Raw genomic sequence first — 22,268 nt, 5'->3', positions numbered from 1 at the left:
GAGCCTTCTTCGAGACCGTCCCGGCTCGAAACACCGCTTAAGCCGGGCGCCGGCGCCAGTTCTTCACGAACGACTACCGCGCGTAAAATAGTACAGAGTCGAAGACTAGCGCACGAGATCGCAAAAATGGCGGAGAGAGTGGGAGTCAAACCCACGGTTTTCGACCATTCCGCGTCGAACAGCTGAGACCGCACTTAAGCACTCGCCTCGCCCTGCCCTCGGAAGTTCAGATCCAGGCACATGCGCCACAGGCCTGCGCACGTTGGCTGTGTTGAGATTTTTCTCGATCTCCCGGTGCACACGTCGTGCACACGCCATCATCTAACCGGTTGAAAAGCTTAAACTCTCGCTCCAATCCATCATCGGGGCGACGGAAAATTTCCATGTCATCTCAATTGCCTAGCCGCAACATCGGTTCAATGCAACATGATGTTTCGGAGCGCTGCCCGGCCGAAACAGGCCCGGCCCAACCAAAATATCGAAAACAACCCCATGCAAAGTAGCTTCGCCATTGCAGGGAGCTCAACGGAGGCGGTCAGAACTGTGCCGGCTACCCGGGTCGACAGACATCCGGATGCAGCAGCGGCGCCTCCTTGATCCAGATTTTCGCGCCCTGCGGGCCCACCGTCGCCTTCAGGTCGACGCCGGCGGGTAGCCGACCCCAGCCCGGCGGCTGCAGCGTCTCGTCCCCGATCGTTAGTCCCCCCGATAGAACAAAGAACTCGAGCCCGCGCGCGTTCGCAAGGCTGACGATTTCACCCGGCCGCCAGTCTTCAAGGCGGACCTCTTCGTGGCCGTCGTCAAATAGCACGCTGACGTTGCTTGCACCGGGGCGCGGCGCAACCTGTTGGCCCTCACCTGGCTGACGCACGACCTGGGTCCGGTCCTCGTCCCGGAACTGCCAGAGCCGCACGAAGATTGTGCAGCCGTCCTTCGAGGCGGGAACATGTGACGTCCCCGGAGGGTTGCGGAAGTAGCTGCCCGCGGGATAGTCGCCATGCTCATCCTGAAAGGTACCTTCAAGGACGACAATCTCTTCTCCACCGCCATGCGTATGACGCGGGAAGGCGCTACCGGGAGCATAGCGCACGATCGAGGTGGCGCGCGCGACCTCGGCGCCAATGCGGAACAGCATGCGCCGATCCACGCCGGCCGACGGACTGGCCACCCAGTCCAGCTTCGAGGCGTGAACGATAACAGGCTTCGACAGATCATCGTTGATGCGCATCGTCACTCTCCCTCAGGCTGCGCTATCCGAAACCCACCGCTTCTCCATTTCGGATCTCTTGACCAGCGCAGGTCCTAAACCAGGACACGTTCAGAACCCCGCGAGCGGAACGCCGCTCGCCGCATTCTGCGGTCGTCGTGACGCGATCAGCCGCCGCGCCTCTTCGGCGCGACCACTGCGCAGCAAGGCGCAAGTCACGGAATATTCCAGCAGGTCGCGCTGCGCGCGGCTGCCTCCAACCCTTTCATGGGTTGCCAGGACGGGCGTTAGCTCATCGACGACCCGTGTCCAGTCGCCCTTGGCCAAACCATCGAAGCCGCGCGCGATGGGCACCACCATGTCCGCGGCGGGTCCCTTCGGGTTCTCGATGATCCTCGCCAAGGCCTCCGCATCGCCGGCCATTGCAAAGGCGAGCGCGCTGTGCATGTCGGCAAAGATGATCCCCGAGTTGGGAAACCACTTCGCCGCATACTGGCTGATCTCGCTCCACAGTTCCGGATACCGCGGCTCGCCCGCCATCTCGGCGCGTGCAAGGAACGAGGCGCAATCGGTGAGGACATTGATTTGCGGCCCCCACGAGCCGCCCGGATGCAGCGCCTCACGATAGATCTTCCAGGCTTGATCCCGCCTGCCGGTCTCCAGCGACCACAGGGCAAGATGCCAACTGATATGGCAATGCAGTTGCGCCTCGCGTGGGTAAGCGGCGTTCCATTGCTCGAGATAAGCCAGCCCCTCCTCGCGCTGTCCCTTCTCATAGAACAGATGGGCCTTGATATGCGCAGCGTGAGCGTTGCGGGGACAACCACGAAGTGCGGTCTCGATATTCCTGAAACCACTGTCGAGCCTGTGCAGCTCGATTTCGGCAAACGCGAGCACGGTTCGAAACCACCAGTCATCGCCGTAATGGGTTGCAAGCGGCTCCAGCATCGCCAGTTGCTCAACCTCGCGGCCGGACTTGCCCGAGAAGCCGATCAAGCCGAAGACACCGGTGGCCGGTGCCAGCACCATGGCATCGCGCGGCCAGTGCTTGATATGTTCGGCGATCGCCGAAACCGCCGCAGCGCCTTGACCACTCAGGATCTTGGCAAAGATCGCAATATGACCTTGCTCGCGCGAAGTCGTAGCAGGCGCCAGCGCGATCGCGCGTTCGAGCGGCGCTTTGACTTCGTTGCCGCGACCGAGCAGTTGCAGGGTTCGCGCAAGCGCAATGTGCGCCAGAGCAAAACCTTCGTCGGCGGCGATCGCGTCGCGGAATGCCTGGTCAATCCCCGATCCGGCCGAGAGCAGCTTGTCGACGCCGGCGACATATGCGTCGCGGGCGGCGGCAGAGCTTGTGCTCAAGGGGTTGCCGTACCGGTCTTCAAGAACGCCCACCCGATTTCCCATCGAACTCTCGGTCATTTTGATGACACTCCCTCCATGGAAACCTGCTTGGCCTTGGCTTGCCGCCGGCGGCGCTCGTCACCCAGCTTGAGCAGCCGCTCGCGATCCTCTGGATTTACTCTTCCATACCGGCGCCGCCAAAGGGAACCCTCCTCCTTCCACGCAAATGGCGCTTTCACAGTCGTTCGCGGCGCCGTCGCCGTGTCAAAAAGGGCGAGCGCCTGGCGCATGATTTCGCGCTGCATGTCCGGTCGCCAGGGATGCCCGCAAGGATTGCCCAGCGGGAAATCCGTGAAATAGAACCGTGGCACGCCGCAGTGCTCCACGACATCCTGCGCCGAGCCGACAATGACCGTCGGAATGCCGTTCGCTTCCAGATGCCGGGCCACCAAGCTTACGGTCTGATGACACACGGGGCAAAGGGGGCAAAGGATCGCAGCATCCGCCCCGTCTTTTCGAACCCGTGCCAGGATTTCAGGTGCATCCTCCGCGTTCGTTTTCCGTTGGCTGTATTCTGTCGGCACGCCGTGAAAGTGCCGGGTCAGTCCGACAAGGGCGCCCTCGCCGACCAATCCGAAAGCGGCTTCTACCGGCAGGAAGCTGCCCGGATCATTGGTGTGGGTCGACTCCTTGTCCCACGCAACGTTGTCGGTAAACAGCTTCCCGGGCGGCGGCGAAACCTCACCCGACCACACCCGTTTGACGCCGTCAAAATCCGGCGGACTGGCCGTGGTAATCAGTGCGATACGCAGGTCCGATGACAGTTTGGCAGGTTTGGTGAAAGGGACATCATCAAACCTCGCCCAGACATAGTCGTTGTCGTAACCAAGGGCACGGTAATATTGGCGCGTTCGCTCCATATATTGAACCGGGGTTTCCGCTACGCTCATGTGGATTCTCCTCGAGACGCTAGCTTGGTCGTGCGGTGGGCCGGTATGAAAAGCCGATGAGTGCCAGCAATGCGGCGACGAGTGGTGCGAACGACAGCATCAGGACGGTCGACCAGCCGAAGGACGACAGCAGCCCGCCCGACAGGAAGGAGCCGACGGTCATCGTGCCGAAGACCACGAGTCATTGAGCGACTGAACGCGCGCCTTTTCCTCGGGACGATGGCACTCCAGAACCATCGCGGAGGCGCCGATGAAGCCGAAGTTCCAGCCGATCCCGAGCAGGCTCAGCGTCGCCCAGAAATGCACGACATCGATCCCGAGCAGGCCCACCGACGAAGAGGCCGCAATCAATACCAGCCCGACCGCGACGATCGCGGATGCGCCGAAGCGCGTGATCAGGCGGCCGGTCCAGAAACTCGGGGCGTACATCGCAATGACGTGCCACTGCAGACCGAGATTGGCCGATTCCTGAGGCAGCCCGCAGAGCTTCATCGCCAGCGGGGCTGCGGTCATGAGGAAATTCATGAGCAGGTAGGAGACGACCCCGCAGATCACGGCCAGGATAAAGCGCGGCTGCCGGGCAATGACAGCGAGCGGCCTTCCGGCGTTGAGATGCGTTACAGTCAGCGGAGGAAGCTCAACGCCCGCCAGAATAACCGCGGAGAGCGCCGCAACCACCGCCTGGCCGACAAACGTCGCGGCAAAGAGGTACGGCGCCCACAGATTCATGGTGTGCGTCACAAGCTGTGGACCGATCACACCGGCGAACACACCGCCAGCCATCACGGCCGAGAGCACGCGCGGACGCCGTTCAGGTGCTGCGCAATCGGCCGCCGCAAAGCGGAACGAGAGCACCACGGCCGCGTAGACGCCGCCAAAGAAGGTCCCGGCGCAGAATAGCGGGAATGACGCGTTGAGTACCGCAAGGAGCGCAATTCAAGCCTGCGAGGACGCCGCTGCCTGCACCAAGCAGGAATGTCGTGCGCCGGCCATAGCGCTGCGCGACAACGCCCGCCGGCAGCGTGCACAGAGCCATGCCGACGACAAAAACCGAGACCGGCAGCGTCGCAAGTGCCTTGGTGGGCGCCAGCATGTCGCCGACCACGGCCCCGGTTGCGTAGACGACCGTGGAATTGGCGCCTGCGAGGGCCTGGGCGACGGCAGGCCTTGCGACATTGTTGCGCTCGCGGCGAATGGCGGTCGGCGCCTCATGGGTGGGAACGGAAAAATTGAAATTCACGCTGCGGCTTGCTCCGCCGTTAGATGTCCGTCGACGGGACGTGGCCGATAGGACCAGTGGCTGATCCACCGGGCCGTGGATCACCGTGTCGGAGTTAAGGAGAAATCGCTGGACTTTTCCTTCTACAGATTGCCAATTTATGTCGATGAAGCGTCACATTTCGCCAAGGAATGCCGGCTGGAAGACGGTCGATGCCCCGCAGGGCCTCGGATCACCGAAGCCTTTGATCGTACGGGTGCAGTCTCTTCCTGCGAGGAGCTACTTCGCCGAACACAGTCACAGCTGGAATCAGCTGGTCTACGCGATCTCGGGCGCGCTCACCGTGAAGGCGGATGGACGGAGCGTCGTCATTTCTCCGGAACAGGCCGTCTGGCTGCCGGCCGGTACGAAGCATTCGGTCGGCTCCCTGATGGGAGCGGAATTCCGGAGCCTCTGGGTCGCCAATGCTGCCAGCCAAGGCATGACGTCCGGCACGACGGTCATCCATGTGTCCCCGCTCCTGCGGACGCTCATCGTGGAAGCCGCGTCGCTGAAAAGCGAGGATCGTCGCTACGCCGCTCGAGTTATCGCGCTCATCCTCGATCAGTTGCGGCGGGCGACGCCGATCTCGGCAGCGTTACCTTGGCCCACCCACCCGGGCTTGCTGGCCCTCTGTGAAACCCTCTACGCCGATCCTGCGAATCCGCGCCACGCCGAGATGCGGGCGTGAGATTGGCATGTCGCCGCGAACCTTGACGCGACACTTCGAGCGCGAAGTCGGCATGAGCTTGCGTGCATGGCGTCAGCGTCTCCGCCTGCTCAAGGCTATCGAATTGTTGGGCAGCGACCTGCCGATCACAGAGATCGCGTTGCGGCTGGGTTACTCATCGGCCTCCGCATTCATATTCATGTTTCGCTCTGAAATGCGCGTTAGTCCCCTGCAACATCGGCGCAGTCTGGGCCACGCGGCCAGCAGAGGGACTTCATCAAGGCATCGATCCGGATCTCGAGATTCGCCCCGCCGGGCGCGCTGACCCTTCAGCCGCAGGGACTCGTTGGAAACCGCGGTTCAGTTCGGAACAGGCGGAATACGGTCGTCCGGACCAGGGGGACGCTCGCTTGTGCGCCGCTCTCAATGTCGAGGTAGGCGCGAGCCGTCCCTGCCCCGTCATCCAGCGAAAACAACGACCATGATCGATCCCCAGGTCGTCAGCAGAATATTGGAGATCGGATAGGCGGGCGTGTAGCCAAGCACCACCACGGAGCTGCCCGAGCGCTCCTGAATGGCCGCCATCGCGGCCGTGACCGTCTGTGCTCCAGTCAGCGCACCGAGCAGGAGGATCGGGTTCATGCGCAACACGAAATGGCCGAAGCAGAAGCCGACGATCTGCGGCAACAGGGTGACGATCATGCCGCCCAGCAGCAGCCCGATGCCCGACTCGCGTATCGCGGAAAGGAAGATCGGCCCGGCATGAATCCCGGTCAGGCCGACGAACGCAGCCAGTCCGAGCGATGTCATCAGGCTGATGGCGCCGTCGGGGATCCGGCCGAAATACGGCAGACGCGTACGGAGGTAGCCGACCAGAAGTCCGGCGAGCAGCGTGCCGACGCTGGTGCTCAGCGAGATCGTGATGCCGCCAACCGAAAAGCTTATGAGAACGCCAAGGAGGCCGCCGAGGAAAATCGCGAGCCCCAGCACCACGAAATCGATCGTGGTGCTGGGCGCGACGATGACGCCGATGCTCTTGGCCGCGTTCTGCACCACGGTTTCAGGACCCACGATGCTCAGCAGATCGCCGCGCTCCAGAACCGTGCCCGCAGCGATCGGAAGCGCTTCACCGCCCCGGCTCACGGAGCGCAGATAAAGGCCGCGCGTCCAGTCTTGTTCAGACGCCTGCTGGAGGCTGCTGCCCGCGAGCTTCGCGTTGATCAGGAACACGTCCGCCGCGACCACGGGGATATCGAGGAGCTCCCGGTCCTCGACCTCCTCCCCGCGCGGTCCGATCAGTTCGACGATGATCTGGCGCGGCGCCGACAGCGCGACGACATCGCCTGCCGCCAGCACCGTTGCAGGCTCCGCCTCGAGGACGCGCTCGCCGCGACGGATGCGGTGGATGAATACACGCTGCCCGGTCACGCGCGTTTCGGCGGCCGCAACTGTCAGTCCGACGATCGCAGCGTGAGCATCCAGCCGGTAGGCGCGCAGTTCGAACTTGCGCCAGGCCGACGCGAGGCCGGGCTTGGCGCGCGTGATGCCCAGGGTCTGCTCTAGCTTGAGCGCCTCCGCCTTCAGATCGATTTTGAGCAGCGCCGGAACGACAATGGTGCAAAACGTGATCACGCCGGCATAGCCGAAGATGTAGCAGACCGCATCCGCGACCGCGATATGCGAGACAAACAACGCGCGCTGTGCCTCGGACACAGGCAGGGAATTGACCGCGTCGGTCGCCGTACCCATTGCAGCGCTCTGGCTGAGCGCGCCCGACAGGAGCCCGGCGGCAAAGCCGGGGTCGAGCCGCAGCACGCGTGCCACGACGATCGCCGCCGCAAGACCGGTGAGGCTCACGACAACGGCCATCAGCATGGGCTTCAGCCCGTCGCGCTTCATCGCCAGCACGAATTGCGGACCGACCGAATAGCCGACCCCGAACAGGAACAGCAGGAACAGGAACGATTTGGTCATGCTGGAGACGGGCACATGCGCGAAATCGCCGACCGCGAGTCCTGCGAACAGCGCGCCCGTCACCGGGCCGAGGCTGAAAGCGCCGATCTTGAAGCTTCCGATCCAGTAGCCCGCGGCGATCACCAGGAACAGCGCGAGCTCCGGATAACGAACGAGAAATTGCGCCAGCCAGCTCAACATCGTCTCAACACGGTCCCGCGCCGCGGCTATGTCATCATCATCACCAGCACCATGCCCCAGATCGTCAGCAGCGTGTTTCCGACCGCATAGGTGACGGTGTAGCCAAGACCGGGAATCTGGCTCTTCGCGCGGTCGTTGATCATGCCCAGCGAAGCGGTCGTGGTGCGCGCGCCGGAGCAGCATCCGAGCAGGATCGCGTCGTGGAAGCGGAACACGTATTTGCCGACGAACATCGCCAGGATCAGCGGCACGGTGGTCACGACGACGCCCCAAAGGAACAGGCTGAAGCCGAGCTTTTGCAGGCCGGCGACAAATCCCGGGCCCGAGGAGATTCCGACCACGGCAATGAAGACGTTCAGGCCGACCGAGTTCATGAACCACACGGTGGGTGACGGGATGCGGCCGAAGGTCGGGTGCACGGACCGGAGCCAGCCAAAGAACAGACCTGAGATCAATGCGCCGCCGGAGGTGGACAACGTCAGCGGCACGCTTCCGATCTTGTAGACGAAGGCGCCGACCAGGGCGCCGATCGCGATCGCAGCCCCGATGAAGGCGACGTCGGCAACATCGGTTGCACGGTCCGGCCGGCCCAGCATCTTTGTGGTGGCAGCGACATCGGACGTGCGGCCGACCAGGGTGAGGATGTCGCCCCGATTGATCTTGGTGTTCGGCAGGATCGGAATCTCGGTCGCGATCGCCCCCCGGGCGATCTTGCGCAGGAATACGCCGCGAGCGCCCGGTTCCTTGGCCAGTTGCTCCAGCGTCTTGCCGTCGACGTCCTTGCTGGTCACGTAGACATCGACACCTTCGATCGGCACCGCCAGCAGCTCGCGATCGTCAACTTCCTCGGCCTGCTCGCCGATCAGCTGCACCAGCACATCGCGGCGCCCGGCGACGGCGACGACATCGCCGGCATGTATCACGGTGTCGGAGGTTGCCTCCACGATCTTGCCGGCTTGCCGGAGCCGGAGGACGAAGATGCGATGATCGGGAAGCAGCGCCTCGGCCTGCCCGACGGTCTTGCCGGCGACGGGTCCGCGCTCATGAACGCGATAGGCGCGCACATCGAACTGGTGCCAGGCCGTCCCTGGGCCGCCCAGCTCCTTCTTGCCGCCATGCTCCTCCTCGTATTTCTTGCACGCGGCTTCGAGATCGATCCCGAGCAGCGCCGGTCCGAGCAGCGCCAGCACGATCGCCGACCCAACCGTGCCGAAGATATAGGTCACGGCATAGGCGACCGGCATGGCATCGAGCAGCTTCTTGGCTTCGTCCGCGGGCAGACCAAGGCGATTGATGGCGTCGGTCGCGAGTCCCATCGACGCGGAGATCGTCTGCGAGCCGGCATAGAGCCCGATGGCCGATCCGACGTCGTAACCGGCGACCTTGGCGCCGAGATAGGCGGACAGCAGACAGAAGACGCAGACCACGGCCGCGAAAATCGCCTGCGGGACGCCGTCCTGCGCGATACCGCGCACGAATTGCGGTCCGACACCGTAACCGATTGCAAACAGGAACATCAGAAAGAAGAACGGCTTCAGCGGCCCTGATATAGTGATCCCGATCTGGCCGATGATGACAGCGGCAACCAGTGTCGCGGTGACCGCGCCCAGTCCAAGCCCCTTATAGGTGAAGGAACCGAAATAGTAGCCCAGGGCCAGCGAGAGGAAGATCGCAATTTCGGGATAGGTGCGGAGCGTCTGGAAGAGCCAATCGATCATGATGTCACCCGTTCATGCTGTCCCGGGGCTTTGGCGTGCGCCCGCTTCGATCTCGTGCACGGGTGCCGAAAAGGGCGAGCAACCGTATCGGTCGACATCAGACGGCGGTTGGCGAGCAGGATGTTGATCTATGTCAACCGCAGCTGCGAGAGCCTCGCGATTTCATGATCTTGCCGACACCACACATGTGCCGCGCACTCGCATCGTGAGCGACTATCCGTCGCAGCATCGCATCGCCTGCGCGTGACCGTTGACATAGATCAAGGCTCGTAACCGGTCGCCGATCATGCTGCGCGCGATTGCGCAGGCAACGGAGCCTGTCGCCTCCATTCCAACAGCACGCATCGCCCCGGGAGTGTCAAATGGCCGATCTTCTGACCCTGAAGAAATTCGAGGCGTTGAGCCCCTTCGAGATCAAGGACGAGCTGATCAACCTCGCCAAGAGCAATTCGAAGCGGAGCCAGATGCCCTTCCTGAACGCCGGGCGGGGCAATCCGAACTGGGTGGCCACGACGCCGCGCGAAGGCTTCTTCCTGCTGGGACAATTCGCCATCACCGAGAGTAAGCGGGTGATGGAGCACCCGGCGGGCATCGGCGGCATGCCCCAGGCAAGCGGCATCGCCGGCCGGTTCGAAGTCTGGCTCAAGCAGCACAAGGACATGCCGGGTGCGAGCTTCCTGACCGAGATGCTGCCCTTTGCGGTCAAGAAATTCGGCTTCGACCCGGACGCCTTCGTCCACGAGCTGGTCGATTCGATCATCGGCGACAATTACCCGGTGCCGGACCGCATGCTGGTGCACAACGAAAAGATCGTGCACGAATACCTGATGTGGGCGGTTTGCGGCGAGCCCCGGCCGGCCGGAAAATTCGACATCTATGCGGTCGAGGGCGGCACGGCGGCGATGTGCTACCTCTTCAAGTCGCTGAAGGCCAACCGGCTGCTGGTGCCCGGCGATACGATCGCGTTGGCGACGCCGATTTTCACGCCCTACATCGAGATGACGCACCTGGAAGACTACGACCTGAAGGTGGTTCAGATCAGGGCTCCGCAGGAGAACAAGTTCCAGTTCACCGACGAGGAGATCAAGAAGCTGGAGGATCCGAAGATCAAGGCCTTCTTCGTGGTCAATCCGTCCAACCCTCCGGGGATGGCGTTAAGCAAGGAGACAGTTGCCAAGCTGGCCAATCTGGTCAGGACCAAGCGCCCCGACCTGATGATCCTCACCGACGACGTGTACGGCACCTTCGTGCACGGGTTCCGTTCGCTGCTGGGCGAGCTGCCGCACAACACCATCGGCGTCTACTCCTATTCGAAGTATTTCGGCTGCACGGGATGGCGGCTCGGCGCGATCGCCATCCACGAGGACAACATCTTCGACAAGATGATCGCCAAGCTCCCGGACGAGGCCGTCAAGGCGCTCGACAAGCGCTACGGGCCGCTTACGCTCGAACCGCGCAAGCTCAAGCTGATCGACCGCATCGTCGCCGACAGCCGCGACGTGGCGCTCAATCACACTGCGGGCCTGTCGTTGCCGCAGCAGGTGATGATGAGCCTGTTCTCGCTCGCGGAGATGATGGACGAAAAGAAGGCCTATCAGGCCGCCTGCATGGAGATCGTCAACAAGCGCCTGTGGTCGCTGCTCGACGGCCTCGGGCTTGCCGACAAGCTGAGCCCGAATCCGAGCTATGATGCCTACTACGCCCTGATCGATTTCGAGTTCTGGGCCCGAAAGAATATCGGCGACGAGGCGGTTGAATACCTGAAGAAGAACGTCCATCCGCTGGACCTCGCGTTCAGGCTGGCTGAAGCCCACGGGATCGTGCTGTTGAACGGCGGCGGATTCGATGCGCCCGAATGGTCGCTTCGCGTCTCGCTCGCGAACCTGCCCGACGATGTCTATGATGATATCGGGCGAGGCGTTCGGACCATCGCCAGAGGCTATCGCGACGCCTACGAGGCAGCGAAGGGCGCAGCCGCAAAGCGCTGACAGCGGCGCTTGCCGCACTTCGGACATTTGGTCCGGTAGCCGCCAAAACTAAAAGAAAGGCCCCGGCAAGAATGCCGGGGCCCAAATTACATCCATCCAGGGAGATCAGTATCTGGCGACGACCGGCCCACCGAACCGATAGTTCAGGCGGATCGTCAGCAGATCCACATCCTGTCCGATCCGGTTGGCGGCGCCGGCCACGATGGGATTGACCACCGAGAACGTGTTGTTGGCATCGCCCATGAACAGACGGTCATATTCGAGCCCGACGGACCAGTTCGGGGTGAACCCGTACTCGAAGCCCACGCCGACGGTACCGCCCCAACGGGTCGATGTCGCCGACGCGACCCCGATTCCGCCGACCGTGGTAAAGATGTCATAGCGATTGCTGGTGACCGCTGCACCGCCCTTCACGTAGAACAGCGCGGCATCCCAGGCCCAGCCGAGTTGGCCAGTGAAAAGGCCCAGTCCGTCGGTCTTCGTTGTCGTCGAGAACCTCGGATCGATCAGGCTGAGGCGCGAGCTCTTCAGGTCCGCCCAGTCACCCTGTCCTTCCAGGCCGAAGACGAACTGGCCAGCCTGCCAGCGATAGCCGAGCTGTCCGCCGAAAACGCCACCGGAGCGCGAGCTGCATCCATCGGCCACGACACCTCCGACTGCGGGGATGAAGTCCCAGCAGGTGCGGCTCTCACCCCAACCGCCGTTCGCACCGATATAGAAGCCGGTCCAGTTGTAGACCGGCGGAGGAACCGGCACAGGCGCCGCCTTGACGGCCATGTCAGCCGACAACGCCGGCGTGGCCATGCCGATAATCGCGGCGACAGAAAGCAAAAATCTCTTCATGGAATGATCTCCGGGTCTCTTCGCGTCAATCGAGAAAAGCAGTCCTTGCGCTCGCCCGATCGGGGCAGTGATCGAAGCCTAGATGTGAGTCACGAAAAGGCGCGTGCCAAAATGGCAACACTCAAGGGCAAACCAACACCGTGCTTGGGCTGTGCTTTCAACATTCGGTGCAGCACGAAGCTCGTGCTGCCGGAGAGGAAGCGCCGGAGCCGACTCACTGTTCGACGAGCCAATCGGCGATGTTCTGCGAGGGGATCAATTGCCTGGGGAGGTGCGGATTGATGGTGCCGGCAAACACGACCAGCCCTTCGTCCAGTTTTGATCGCGCGAATGCCTTGGCTTCCGATTCAGTAGCAAATGTCCTGGTCTCGCGAGGACTGCGCGCCCTTCGAGCCAGCAGACCACGTCGGCGAATTTCATAAGTGACATACCAGATGGCCGACACCGCGACACCGGAGAGAGCGAACAGCCCTAGCGACACACCATCTTGCCAGTGGCCGCGCCTTGACCTCGGTCAAGCGCCCGGACCGTAAAAATACGGGAGCCGCGGCCGGCATTGAGAGACAGCCGGTTCGATCGGAAGCGCGAGTGAAGCGACGAGCCTGCCGACCGTTGGCATCGCCGGCTTCATCGCAGACGCGACGGACAAGAATGCCCTCCAAGGCTCGCGCGATCGCAGCGACGATGATCAGCGCCAGTTCTTTTGCATCGCATTCATTACGGTGTCCGCCTTGTGCGACTTGCAGTACTTGCCGATAACCTTGCCGTTCCGCTCGACGTAGCGAAAATCGACGACGGTCAGGTTCTTCGATGCGCTGAAATAGCCCGACATCCAGGAGCTGATCAGCGTTTGTCGTTCCTGATCCGCCTCCAGCAATTGCTTGCAGGTAATGAGGGACAGATCGACGACGACTTGCGCTTTGGCCACGACGCTGGTGGCGAGGAGTGCAACGGTCGCAACGGCAAGGATCGATAGTTTCATTGTTATCTTCCAACCCTGTTTGATCACTGGCCGGCCGTAGAGCGCTCAAGGCCGGCCATCACGGTCTGAGTGGGATTGGTCGCGCACCACGCCTTTACGCTTGCGACATTTCGCGCATACGCGTTGAGATCGACGAAGACGTATCCCTTCTTCTGATTGAACCAGCCGCTCATCCAGGCAGAAAATACGGAAGAATCGCCCGGGGACATGGCGAGGTATTGCGAGCAAGTTATCCGCGCCATATCGACGCTCGTCTGCGCCTGCAGCGGGCCGGATAGCGTCGCACCGGCAAGAGCCAGGCACACAGCGATTTTGTTCATTCGATTTCTCCCAAGCTCCATGCACAGTACTTTCCATCCAGCGATCTGCACGCTCACTGACAGACAAGGACCGGAGTCTTTGCTTGCGTCAGCACCTTGTTTGTCACACTGCCGATGAGCAGCATGGAGAGCCCGCTGCGCCCGTGCGATGACATAACGATGAGATCGCAGCCCTTATCCTCGGCTGCTGCGATGATGGCTTGATGGGGTTGCCCGCTCTCGGCCTGGCTTGTCTCGCAGGGAACGCCGGCCTCCCTGGCCGCGTGTGCGGCACGATCCAGCGCGCTCGTGGCCTCTTCCTTGCGTATCTCGGCAAATCTCGCGAGCAGATCACGGTACCGCCCTCCTATTTCCGAGAGCGGCTCAACGACGAAGACGACCGATACTTTGGCTCCGACGGATTTCGCCAACGCCAAACCGTGCTTCACCCCTTGCTCCGCCAGTTCCGACCCATCTGTCGGAATGAGAATGTGCCGGTACATGCTTAGACCTCCCGGTTATCTGGATGACGTATCGCCCCCCGTCAGGTGCAAGCTGCACCTGCGCCTCGGACCCGGCCTTGAGATAGATCAATCCATCGCTCAGTGCCGCACCCCGGACGCTGGTCGTCGCTCGGCGGAGGCACCTGCCACCTGCGGCCCATCTGAGGCAGGGCGAATCGAGCCCGAGCTCAGCGCAGCGAGATCGTAAGCCCGCCCAGATTGGCGGCGAATTCCAATCCTGCCTTCGGCCCCTTGAGCATCAGAACCACGCCGTGTTCATTTCGCAGGCTCACCCCGCCTACGCCACCAGCCCATGCGCCACCTGCTCCGACCAGCGCGTAGCTGCCGGCGAAATCGTTGACGTCCCTGATGCCTGAGGCGGTGCCCTCCAGCCAGGTCACCGACGCACCGGCACTCACGCCGAGGCTGAAGCCGGACGCGATGAACCGATAGTGCCGCCCGCGGTAGGTCAACGTGCCGCTGCCGCCGCCGCCGCCCACGACGAGCGCCGCCTTCACGAACTTGACCTGGACGTGGCCGACGGCCTGCGCGAAGCATGGCGCGACCAAGAGGTCCATCGCGACAAGCGCCAGTACGACGGAACGGATCATGGATCGCGTCACTGCAGCCCCCTCCTCGCTCAGGGATTTGCCGGATCCACTTTCTTCCAGGTCTGATCCGGATCGAAAACGATCATGCGCTTGGCGAGGAAATCGGTGCGTGAGCCGAGATCCTTTTGATAGACCGTGCCTGCGTGATTGACCAGGAAGGTCATGACGCCGGAATTGCCGTATTCGGCGGGATAGGCGACCAGCGCGAATCCACCGATCATCTTGCCCTTCACGACATAGTTCAGCGCGCCGCCCGGGGCGTCGGAGCCCTGTGCCTTCAGAATCCGATAGTAGTAGCCGTGGTACGGCATGCTCTGCTCGCCGACCTTGTAGCCTTCCGCGGCGGCCTGGGCGGCCAGCTCGCCGAGCGGGCTTGGATCCTTGTCGTCGCGCCAGAACAACCCGTCCGTCTTGCCCGGCCTGCTGACGATGCGCTGGGCATAGGCGCCCACACCCTCGCCGCGATCCTTCTCTGCGTATTCGTTCTGTGCGTCGACATAGGCAAGACTGGTCTGGATCGCGGCCAGCTCATTGCGGCCGATCCTGCGGTAGAGGATTTCGCGCCGCCCCGCGGCGGCGTCGAAACTCCAGCCGTCATTGTTGTTGACGAGCGGGATCGGGAACGGGAAATCGTCCCTCCCCAAAATCAAGGTGGCCTTCTTGTTGCCGTCAGCCTTGATCGAATGCTTGGCGTCGTAGGCAGAAAGAAAGCTCTCTCGCGCATTGGCGTCGGCGACATCGTCGCCCGACTCGATGATATCGGCGGCATCGCGGCCCAGCACCTTCAGCATCGCCCGGCTGGTGCCGGCCTTGACGGCGGTTGCCAAGGCGGACGCCGCGTCTTCCGGATTGGGGAAGCCTTGCTGGGCGCGCGCAGGAGATAGCAGCAAGGCGAGTGCTGTTGCCGCGGCCATGCCGATGGAGGCAATACAATCCAGTCGCGAGTATGAGGGGCCTGTCATCGTGATGCCTCCGACGGGGATGGAATCTTCGCGCCGGCCGCAAGCCAGTCGTTGTAGCTGCGGAACTTGAGCCCAAGCTTGTCGTAATAGACCCTGAGATAGCCGTCGGCGCCGCGCGTCACCGCCGCCGGCATGACCTGCTCGACCTCCTGCGCCATCACGCCGACATAGGCTTTGCTGCTACCGAGATAGCTGAAGCGATAGTAGCCGAGGCCGTTGGTGAGATGTCCAAGCAGCTCGATATCGTGCTTGAGCGCGATGTCGGAGCGTCGTCCACCGCCGCCGCCGCCGCGGAAGCCGCCACCTCCGCCACCACCGCGGAAGCCGCCTCCGCCCCCGCCACGGCCGGCAAAACTTGCGCCGCCGCCGCCGCGTGGCATGCTGGCCATGCTCGATCGCCCGCGCGCCGATGCCGCCGCAGCTGCCCGCCCGGACGATACGTTCATGGCGCCACCGCGACTGCCACCGCCACGATTCGCCGCTGCTGCGCGGTTACCGGCATTGCCGCGGTTGGCGGCCTTGGCGCGATCGCCGCCGCCCTTGGCCTTGTTGCCGGCACCGGCGCGGTCGCCGCCCTTGGCGCGATCGGCGGCACCGGCACGGTCACCGCCTTTGCCGCGATCGCCCGCACGGTCTCCGGCGCGGTCGCCTCCACGATCTCCAGCGCGATCTCCGGCGCGATCACCGCGGTCTCCTGCCCGGTCACCTGCGCGATCAGCACCCGGGCGATCGCCGCCGGGCTTGAGGACCTGCTGACCATCGCGGCCGCGAAAATCCATCCGATCGCTGGCACCAGCCCGATTGGCGTTGCCGCCGAAGCGCTGCTGGACGTTGCTGTTGTTGTAGCGGACGCCCTGGCGGTGCGCCGGATTGTGCTGCCAGCCATTTGCGATGTTGGTGGTCCGATGATTGACATAGACGTTGCGATTGCCCCAGTTGAAGCCGCCACCCCAATAATTGCCCCAGCGTCCGATCGCCCATCCGGCGCCGAATGCAAGACCTGCCGCGACAACACCGGCGCCGATATAGGACGGATAGCCGAAATAATACGGCGGATAGTCTGCATAGGGCCACGCGCCATAGACCGTGGCGGGATCGTAATAGGGCACATAGACGGTGTTCGGATCGGTCTGCTCGATGACGATGACCTGCTTGTTCTCCTGGGTCTGGACGCTGACCTTCTGCTGCTTGGTCGTCACCAGCTTGTTGTTGGCCTGCGCCTTGCTGCGCAGCCGCTGGATCGCATCCATGACGTCGGGCTGCTGCGCCAGCACGGCATCGCCCAGATTCTTCGTCCAATCGATCTTGTCGCTCATCATCGCGAGCACGTCGGCGGTGCTGGTGAGCGCCTTCACGCTGTCATCCCAGGCCTGCTTGTCGACCTCGGCCTTCAGCGCATCCCCTTTCAGGCTCTTGCGCTCCTTGAGCCAGCGATCGGCCTGCACGACCTCGAGCGGATAGGTCGACGCCGCCAGCACGTTGGCGAGCAGCGAGTCCGGGTAAAGCGCGATCGGCGCCACCAGGGCTTCCAGCTGTTCCGGCTTCAGGAGCTGATCGGTCGGCTGGGTTGCCGCAGCCGGCTGGCTAGCCTGGGCGGGCGGGCTGGTCTGGGCGGGCGGCTTGTCAGCCGTTTGCGCGAATGCGGCAACGGACGTCACCGACACCAGCACAACCGCGAGCAGAATCTTGCCCCAACGGAACATCGCGACCTCCATCGACACCAACGGTCGACAGCATCGGCCACGATCCCCTCCCCTCCTTGATCGAGATCAAGGAAACTGTCCTTCGGCTCAGCTTTCGACCTGGCTTCCGGCCTGGCCCGGCTGTCGCGACGCAAGGTGGATGCGGCGGTCGTGAATCAGGTTCTCGAGCCGATGGGCCGCAACGTTCACCGCCGTGACGGCACGCTCGGCCTTGTCGTCCGCGACCGGCTGCTCGCGCTGCGTACGCAGCACCTGATCGATTTCGCGCTCGATCTCTTCGAGATCCGACACACGCCTGGCCATCCGAATTCGCCCTGCCAATGCATAAAGCGTGTCGAGCGCCTCCTTCCGGCTCGGTGTCTCGCTCGAGCGGAGAAACTTCCACGCCGCCGCGAGCACCGACGCAAGCCCGCCAGCGATCATCGGCGCCAGGAAGATCGCATTGCCCCATTGATCGAGAAAGCTCTCCCTGGTCCCCTCATAGACCGCTGCCGCCCCGGGATGCACGGGAATGTAGGCGCCCGCGTCGGTATCAGGCGTAGCGATCTGGGAGAGCGCCGGCAGTTCGGCGAGCAACTCTCGCCGCGCGTTCATGATCGACTGCGTCAGGTCGCTGATCACGTCATTCCCGAGCTTCTTCTGTGCCACCAGATAAAACGACGTCTGCAGCGTCGTCAGGTCATCAGCAGGAACAGGCGGCGAGCCGCGCAGGGTTCCCTTGGGTACGTCGAAGCTTTCATAGGCGCGCTCTTTCTCGGCGATCGCTCCGGCGGACTCGATGGCGATCATCACCGGGCCGGCTCGCGTGGTGCGCGCGAAGACATTGCGCAGCAGCGAAAGATATTTTTCGGTCAAGGGCATGACGAGCAGAATCGCCCGTACCTCCTTGGTGTCGAGCGCCCGGCGCGCGTCCGCGGGGGCAAGCGGCTTGAACGTCACGCCCGCGCGCGTCAGATCGTATTCGTCGGTCAGCACCTTGATCAGCTTCTGATTGGCTTCGGCGCCGATCACACCGATCGCGACGCGTTTCAACTCCGCCACGTCAGATATCGCAGCGCCGGGCGGCGCGACCAACAGTACGGTGGCGTGGGCCAACACGATCACGGCCTGGGCCTGCGATAGATCGCCGACGTCTCCACGGACGACCGCGAGGTCCACCTTTCCGGACGCGAATGCCTTGGCGGACTCAAGCGGTCCCGGCGTCTGGACCAGGCTGAGCCGGACTGGTGCTTTCGATTGGGCGAACTTTCCTGCGATCGCCGAGACCAGCCTCCCGGCCTCGCCGTCCAGCGACCCAACCGCGATCGTCAGGGTCGCCGGCCGCTCGTACCAGCGATAGGCGAACAGGCTCGCACCCCCCGCCAAAAGCACAAGGCCGGCCACCAGGGCGATGCGCAATGACCTCGGCAACCTGCTGGGATCCACGGCGCATCACTCGATCGGTTCGGCGCCAGCCGACAACGGTCCGGCGGCGCTGAGCCAGCGCGGGGAGCGGATGCCTCTAGATCTTGCAACGATGATAGTTGACCTCCATCCCCTCGATGCCCGGGAATTGGCGCGTAATGGTATCGTCGTCGACGGCCTTAAGGAAGAACTGCACATTCGATACCATGATTCCGGACGCACAACCGACGATGATGTTGATGGTCTGGCCGTCGTCCTTGCGCGATTTGATCTTGCAGTTCTCGAACTTGCTCCGGAGGCGATCGGGCTCGGCGATGAATCCGCCGCCATAGACGCCTGAGAAGTTCGTGAAGGTCAGCTGGTTCGCCCTGCCCTTGTGGGCGAACACCTTTCGGCATTGCTCGGCGCTCGTGGCCCAGGCACCCGTGAGATCGAAAGCCTGCGCGTAACCCGGCAATCCGAAGATCATGCCCGTCGCCACGATTGCGCGAAGCTTACGGACCGGTTTCATCTGCTGTCTCCCTGTTCGCACCCGTCAGTGGCCACTAAGCACCAGCGTCTTGATCGGCAGCAGCAGAGCCTGGATCCGTAGCAGCAAGGCATGAACGAGTGCAGTCGCGTCGACGGCATGCAGGGCAAAGCCTTTCAACGCCCCGGTTTTCGGATCGGAAATCTCGTCATGGTTGCTGGTGTAGGCATTGACGATGCAAGTGCTGCCCGGCGTCACGCCGTCAAGGCCGCCCTTGTAGAGCGGCTCGAGGAACACGAGGATCGAACCAGGCTGTTGCAGATTCTGCGGGTCGATCAACAGCTCGCTGGCCCGAAACTGGCCGGCGGCGATGAAATCCTGCACGCTGGTGACGACCAGTGGAATGATCACCCAGGGTTTCGACATGCAGGTGGCTTCCGCAACCATGCCGGGCTTCATCACCTGGGCCTCGATCTGCCCGAATCCCGCCTGCAACCTGTTGCGGCCCGCTTCGTCCGGTATCAGGATTCCGGCCGGCCGCATGATCTGGGCGACGAGGTCCCCGGGGCGAACGAGGAATTGCTCGACGCGGCCATCGACGCCGGCACGGACGAAAGTCTTGTCGAGATCCACCTGCGCCTGCGCCCGCGCAGCCTCGGCGCTCGCCTTCTCGGCCGGCAACAGCGTGGAGACGCGCAACGTCGCCGATTCCTTAACGGCGCTGGCGGCATCGACGCCGGACTGCCGCTGATCAACCAGCACCTGCAGCTTCTCGATGTCACGCTGCGGCACGATGCCGGGATTGCGGCGCTGCAACTCGCTCTTCACCTCCAGCTCGTCCTTGGCCTGCTGCAAGGAGGCCTTCGCCTCCCCGATCTGAGCGTCCGCCTTTACGACGTCGGCCTGCGCCGCGATCAACGACGCATCCACCTCGGCGATCTTTCGCTTGGCGGTCTCGAGCGCGGCCTCCTGCTTCGAACTGTCGAGCCGGAACAGAACGTCCCCCTTCTTCACCGGCGCGGTGAAGCCAACATTGACCTCGACGACACGTCCGGAGCCTTCGGGCAGGATCGGCACGGTCCTGAAGTAGATCGCCGCCGAGGATGTCGAGGGATGAAAATAGAAGATCATCGTGATCAGCGAGATCGTGAGCATCAGGCAGCCGGTAATCCCCCATCTCAGTTCATACCAGACAGAGAAGAACGTGATCTCCTTGCCGAACCGCTTGCCTTGCCAATAGCGGCGGTAGAGGTAATCCGGCAGGATCGTCACCAGCGAGCAGATCATCAGCTCAAGCATGGTTGTGCACCTCTTGCTTCGCGGGCGTCCGGCCGTCGGGACTGCCGCCAGGTCCGGATTCGGCTACCGGTTCGGCAGCGCCCGGCGTGGCGTCGGCTATGCGCTCGACGGAATCTGCGATGCTGCGCATCGGCGTGCCGAAATCCGGCAGGTCGATGAGCGCAAGCAACAGGCCGGCGACCCAGAAGATATGCATGTGGGTGAAAAGCGATATCAAGCCGAGAACGGCGACGATCTCAAACTGAAGTTTCTGGCTCTTGTGCGCCATGCGCTCCGGCAGGCTGTGCAGCTTCCAGTACAGAGTGCCAACCCACAAGACGGTGGCTACGAGGAAAATGCCCATCACCACCATCAGGGTGTCCGACCCGTCGGCGCCGGGAATGAAAAACGGCAGATGATGGGGGGCCGCCGGATGCATCTGTTCGCTCAAGCCAAGTCTCCCGGTCGCAATAACACCGCAGGCGAATCCTGATCGACACTGCTGACGATCCTATCGCGCTTGCTTGATCTGGATCAAGGAAGCCGGTCGGCTCATCTCTACCGTTCCGGGGGCAAGGTGGAAGATCGGGTTAGGAGTCCCCAGCCATGCGAAACAAGATCGATGACCTGATCCCGAAGGCGCACGAGATCCAGAAGCAGGCAGCGCTCAAGGAAGCGGAGAAGGCCGAGGAGCATGCCAAGCGTGCGGCTGCTATCGAAGCCGAGAAGCGCGCGTTGATCGAGCGGCTGAGCAAGCCCTCCGGGCTTACCGAGGACGAGAAGGTCAAGCTGGCGTCGACGGTGATTCAGCGGGCGGTGCGCAATGGTTTGAGCGAGGTCCAGGTCTATCGCTTCCCGAACTCGCTGTGCTCCGACAAGGGGCGAGCGATCAATCAGATGGAGGCCGGCTGGGAGAAGACGCTGACGGGTATCCCTAAGGAAATATACCAGCTCTGGGCTGACTACCTGCAGCCGCGCGGCTACCGCATCCGCTATCAGATCGTTGATTACCCCGGCGGCATGCCCGGCGACATCGGCATTGTCATTGCCTGGGGTGATTAGTTGAAACGATGGACGGATATCCATGGCGAAAGACAAGCCGACCGAGAAGATGAAGCGCAAGGACTATGAGGAAGAGCTGCAGAAGCTGCAGGCCCAGCTCTGCCAGCTCCAGGATTGGGTACAGGCGAACAAGCTCAGGGTCATCATCCTGTTCGAGGGACGCGATGCGGCCGGCAAGGGCGGAACGATCAAGGCCCTGACCGAGAAGGTCAGCCCGCGCGTGTTTCGCGTGGTCGCCCTGCCCGCGCCCTCGGATCGTGAGAAGTCCCAGCTCTTCATCCAGCGCTACATGCAGCAGTTTCCGGCGGCCGGCGAGATCGTGATCTTCGATCGCAGCTGGTACAATCGCGCGGGCGTCGAATATGTGATGGGGTTCTGCACGCCGGCGGAGCACAAGCGATTCCTTTCCCTCTGCCCGCAGATGGAGCAATACATCATCGAGGGCGGCATCATCCTGATCAAGCTGTGGCTCGAGGTCGGGATGGAGGAGCAGGAGCGCCGCTTCAGGGCGCGGATCGACGATCCGATGCGGCAATGGAAGCTGAGCCCGATGGACACCGAATCCTATCGCCGCTGGTATGATTACTCCCGCGCGCGCGACCTGATGTTCAAGGCGACGAGCTCGAAGCACGCGCCCTGGAACGTCATCCGTTCCGACGACAAGCGGCGGGCGCGGCTGAATTGCATCTCGTTCCTGCTGAAGACAATTCCTCACGGACGGGTCAAGCGCGACAAGGTCAAGCTCCCCAAGCGCTCCAACAAGGGTCGCTACAACGATCAGGCCGGACTGCGCGGAATGAAGTTCGTCGAGGAACGCTACTGAGAGGACAGGCCGCGCAGGGCGCGCGGCCGGCCTCCCTTGG

At 62.9% G+C, this 22,268-nt stretch carries 23 protein-coding genes and 1 pseudogene; 5 read left to right on the top strand and 19 right to left on the bottom strand.

The window, feature by feature from the left end; all coding sequences use genetic code 11:
• The 5 genes and pseudogenes from Q2M23_RS24400 to Q2M23_RS24380 form a co-directional block, all read right to left on the bottom strand.
• Window positions 1-194: hypothetical protein (locus Q2M23_RS24400; protein WP_316397285.1), on the bottom strand; the 194-nt coding region annotated here is incomplete at its 3' end.
• Between the two features lie 356 nt (window positions 195-550).
• On the bottom strand, window positions 551-1,228 hold the full coding sequence (locus tag Q2M23_RS24395; RefSeq protein WP_316397284.1) for a cupin domain-containing protein: 678 nt from the start codon (window positions 1,226-1,228) through the stop codon (window positions 551-553).
• Window positions 1,229-1,318: 90 nt separating this feature from the next.
• Entirely contained in the window at window positions 1,319-2,629 is a 1,311-nt protein-coding gene (locus tag Q2M23_RS24390; RefSeq protein ID WP_316397283.1) for a tetratricopeptide repeat protein, read from the bottom strand.
• Entirely contained in the window at window positions 2,626-3,501 is an 876-nt protein-coding gene (locus Q2M23_RS24385; RefSeq protein WP_316397282.1) for a glycine reductase, read from the bottom strand. Before Q2M23_RS24385 ends, Q2M23_RS24390 begins: the two co-directional genes overlap by 4 nt.
• A 19-nt stretch (window positions 3,502-3,520) precedes the next feature.
• Window positions 3,521-4,696: pseudogene (locus Q2M23_RS24380) on the bottom strand (MFS transporter).
• A 184-nt stretch (window positions 4,697-4,880) separates the two neighbouring features.
• Here Q2M23_RS24380 and Q2M23_RS24375 point away from each other — a divergent pair.
• Both Q2M23_RS24375 and Q2M23_RS24370 read left to right on the top strand, forming a co-directional pair.
• The gene (locus tag Q2M23_RS24375) at window positions 4,881-5,450 is read left to right on the top strand and encodes an AraC family ligand binding domain-containing protein (RefSeq protein WP_316397281.1); all 570 of its coding nucleotides are present in this window, start codon (window positions 4,881-4,883) and stop codon (window positions 5,448-5,450) included.
• A 7-nt stretch (window positions 5,451-5,457) separates the two neighbouring features.
• Window positions 5,458-5,754, top strand: coding sequence for a helix-turn-helix domain-containing protein (locus tag Q2M23_RS24370; protein WP_316397280.1), 297 nt, complete (start codon window positions 5,458-5,460; stop codon window positions 5,752-5,754).
• A gap of 134 nt (window positions 5,755-5,888) precedes the next feature.
• Here the strand turns inward: Q2M23_RS24370 and aspT (Q2M23_RS24365) are convergent, their stop codons facing one another.
• Window positions 5,889-7,583, bottom strand: coding sequence for an aspartate-alanine antiporter (gene aspT, locus Q2M23_RS24365; protein ID WP_316397288.1), 1,695 nt, complete (start codon window positions 7,581-7,583; stop codon window positions 5,889-5,891).
• 26 nt (window positions 7,584-7,609) lie between these two features.
• Window positions 7,610-9,301: an aspartate-alanine antiporter gene (gene aspT / locus Q2M23_RS24360; RefSeq protein WP_057017161.1), complete on the bottom strand. Its 1,692-nt coding sequence runs from the start codon at window positions 9,299-9,301 to the stop codon at window positions 7,610-7,612.
• 362 nt (window positions 9,302-9,663) lie between these two features.
• Here aspT (Q2M23_RS24360) and aspD point away from each other — a divergent pair, with 362 nt between their 5' ends.
• The gene (aspD, locus tag Q2M23_RS24355; protein WP_316397279.1) at window positions 9,664-11,289 is read left to right on the top strand and encodes an aspartate 4-decarboxylase; all 1,626 of its coding nucleotides are present in this window, start codon (window positions 9,664-9,666) and stop codon (window positions 11,287-11,289) included.
• Between the two features lie 105 nt (window positions 11,290-11,394).
• Here aspD and Q2M23_RS24350 read toward each other — a convergent pair whose 3' ends face one another.
• The 12 genes from Q2M23_RS24350 to Q2M23_RS24295 all read right to left on the bottom strand — a co-directional run bounded on the left by Q2M23_RS24350 (window position 11,395) and on the right by Q2M23_RS24295 (window position 20,794).
• The gene (locus Q2M23_RS24350) at window positions 11,395-12,132 is read right to left on the bottom strand and encodes an outer membrane protein (protein ID WP_229189086.1); all 738 of its coding nucleotides are present in this window, start codon (window positions 12,130-12,132) and stop codon (window positions 11,395-11,397) included.
• 214 nt (window positions 12,133-12,346) lie between these two features.
• Window positions 12,347-12,613 carry a hypothetical protein gene (locus Q2M23_RS24345; protein ID WP_229189088.1) on the bottom strand — a complete coding sequence of 89 codons (267 nt, stop codon included), beginning with the start codon at window positions 12,611-12,613 and terminating at the stop codon, window positions 12,347-12,349.
• Window positions 12,614-12,820: 207 nt separating this feature from the next.
• The gene (locus Q2M23_RS24340; protein WP_316397278.1) at window positions 12,821-13,114 is read right to left on the bottom strand and encodes an HdeA/HdeB family chaperone; all 294 of its coding nucleotides are present in this window, start codon (window positions 13,112-13,114) and stop codon (window positions 12,821-12,823) included.
• A 23-nt stretch (window positions 13,115-13,137) separates the two neighbouring features.
• Window positions 13,138-13,434, bottom strand: coding sequence for an HdeA/HdeB family chaperone (locus Q2M23_RS24335; protein ID WP_229189089.1), 297 nt, complete (start codon window positions 13,432-13,434; stop codon window positions 13,138-13,140).
• A 53-nt stretch (window positions 13,435-13,487) separates the two neighbouring features.
• Entirely contained in the window at window positions 13,488-13,916 is a 429-nt protein-coding gene (locus Q2M23_RS24330; RefSeq protein WP_316397277.1) for a universal stress protein, read from the bottom strand.
• 188 nt (window positions 13,917-14,104) lie between these two features.
• A complete protein-coding gene (locus tag Q2M23_RS24325; protein ID WP_233475530.1) occupies window positions 14,105-14,527 on the bottom strand; it encodes a hypothetical protein in 423 nt (140 codons plus the stop codon).
• A gap of 29 nt (window positions 14,528-14,556) precedes the next feature.
• Window positions 14,557-15,489, bottom strand: a complete 933-nt coding sequence (locus Q2M23_RS24320) for a DUF2950 domain-containing protein (RefSeq protein ID WP_410469759.1) — start codon at window positions 15,487-15,489, stop codon at window positions 14,557-14,559.
• Window positions 15,486-17,192 carry a DUF3300 domain-containing protein gene (locus Q2M23_RS24315; protein ID WP_316397276.1) on the bottom strand — a complete coding sequence of 569 codons (1,707 nt, stop codon included), beginning with the start codon at window positions 17,190-17,192 and terminating at the stop codon, window positions 15,486-15,488. The genes Q2M23_RS24320 and Q2M23_RS24315 overlap by 4 nt, the downstream gene beginning before the upstream one ends.
• Before the next feature lie 87 nt (window positions 17,193-17,279).
• Entirely contained in the window at window positions 17,280-18,602 is a 1,323-nt protein-coding gene (locus Q2M23_RS24310) for a TAXI family TRAP transporter solute-binding subunit (protein ID WP_316397275.1), read from the bottom strand.
• A gap of 91 nt (window positions 18,603-18,693) precedes the next feature.
• On the bottom strand, window positions 18,694-19,107 hold the full coding sequence (locus Q2M23_RS24305; RefSeq protein WP_229189524.1) for a hypothetical protein: 414 nt from the start codon (window positions 19,105-19,107) through the stop codon (window positions 18,694-18,696).
• Window positions 19,108-19,131: 24 nt separating this feature from the next.
• Complete coding sequence (locus Q2M23_RS24300; protein ID WP_316397274.1) at window positions 19,132-20,364, bottom strand: HlyD family secretion protein; 1,233 nt, start codon at window positions 20,362-20,364, stop codon at window positions 19,132-19,134.
• Complete coding sequence (locus Q2M23_RS24295) at window positions 20,357-20,794, bottom strand: hypothetical protein (RefSeq protein WP_316397273.1); 438 nt, start codon at window positions 20,792-20,794, stop codon at window positions 20,357-20,359. The genes Q2M23_RS24300 and Q2M23_RS24295 overlap by 8 nt, the downstream gene beginning before the upstream one ends.
• Window positions 20,795-20,949: 155 nt before the next feature.
• Between Q2M23_RS24295 and Q2M23_RS24290 the strand changes: the two genes are divergently transcribed.
• Together Q2M23_RS24290 and ppk2 are read left to right on the top strand one after the other, a co-directional pair.
• On the top strand, window positions 20,950-21,405 hold the full coding sequence (locus Q2M23_RS24290; protein WP_057017151.1) for a hypothetical protein: 456 nt from the start codon (window positions 20,950-20,952) through the stop codon (window positions 21,403-21,405).
• A 22-nt stretch (window positions 21,406-21,427) separates the two neighbouring features.
• On the top strand, window positions 21,428-22,228 hold the full coding sequence (gene ppk2, locus Q2M23_RS24285; RefSeq protein WP_057017150.1) for a polyphosphate kinase 2: 801 nt from the start codon (window positions 21,428-21,430) through the stop codon (window positions 22,226-22,228).
• Window positions 22,229-22,268: the final 40 nt, after the last annotated feature.

Source organism: Bradyrhizobium sp. 33ap4, assembly GCF_032654765.1.
Taxonomy (GTDB): Bacteria; Pseudomonadota; Alphaproteobacteria; order Rhizobiales; family Xanthobacteraceae; genus Bradyrhizobium; species Bradyrhizobium australafricanum.
This window is presented reverse-complemented; position numbering and strand designations above follow the sequence as displayed.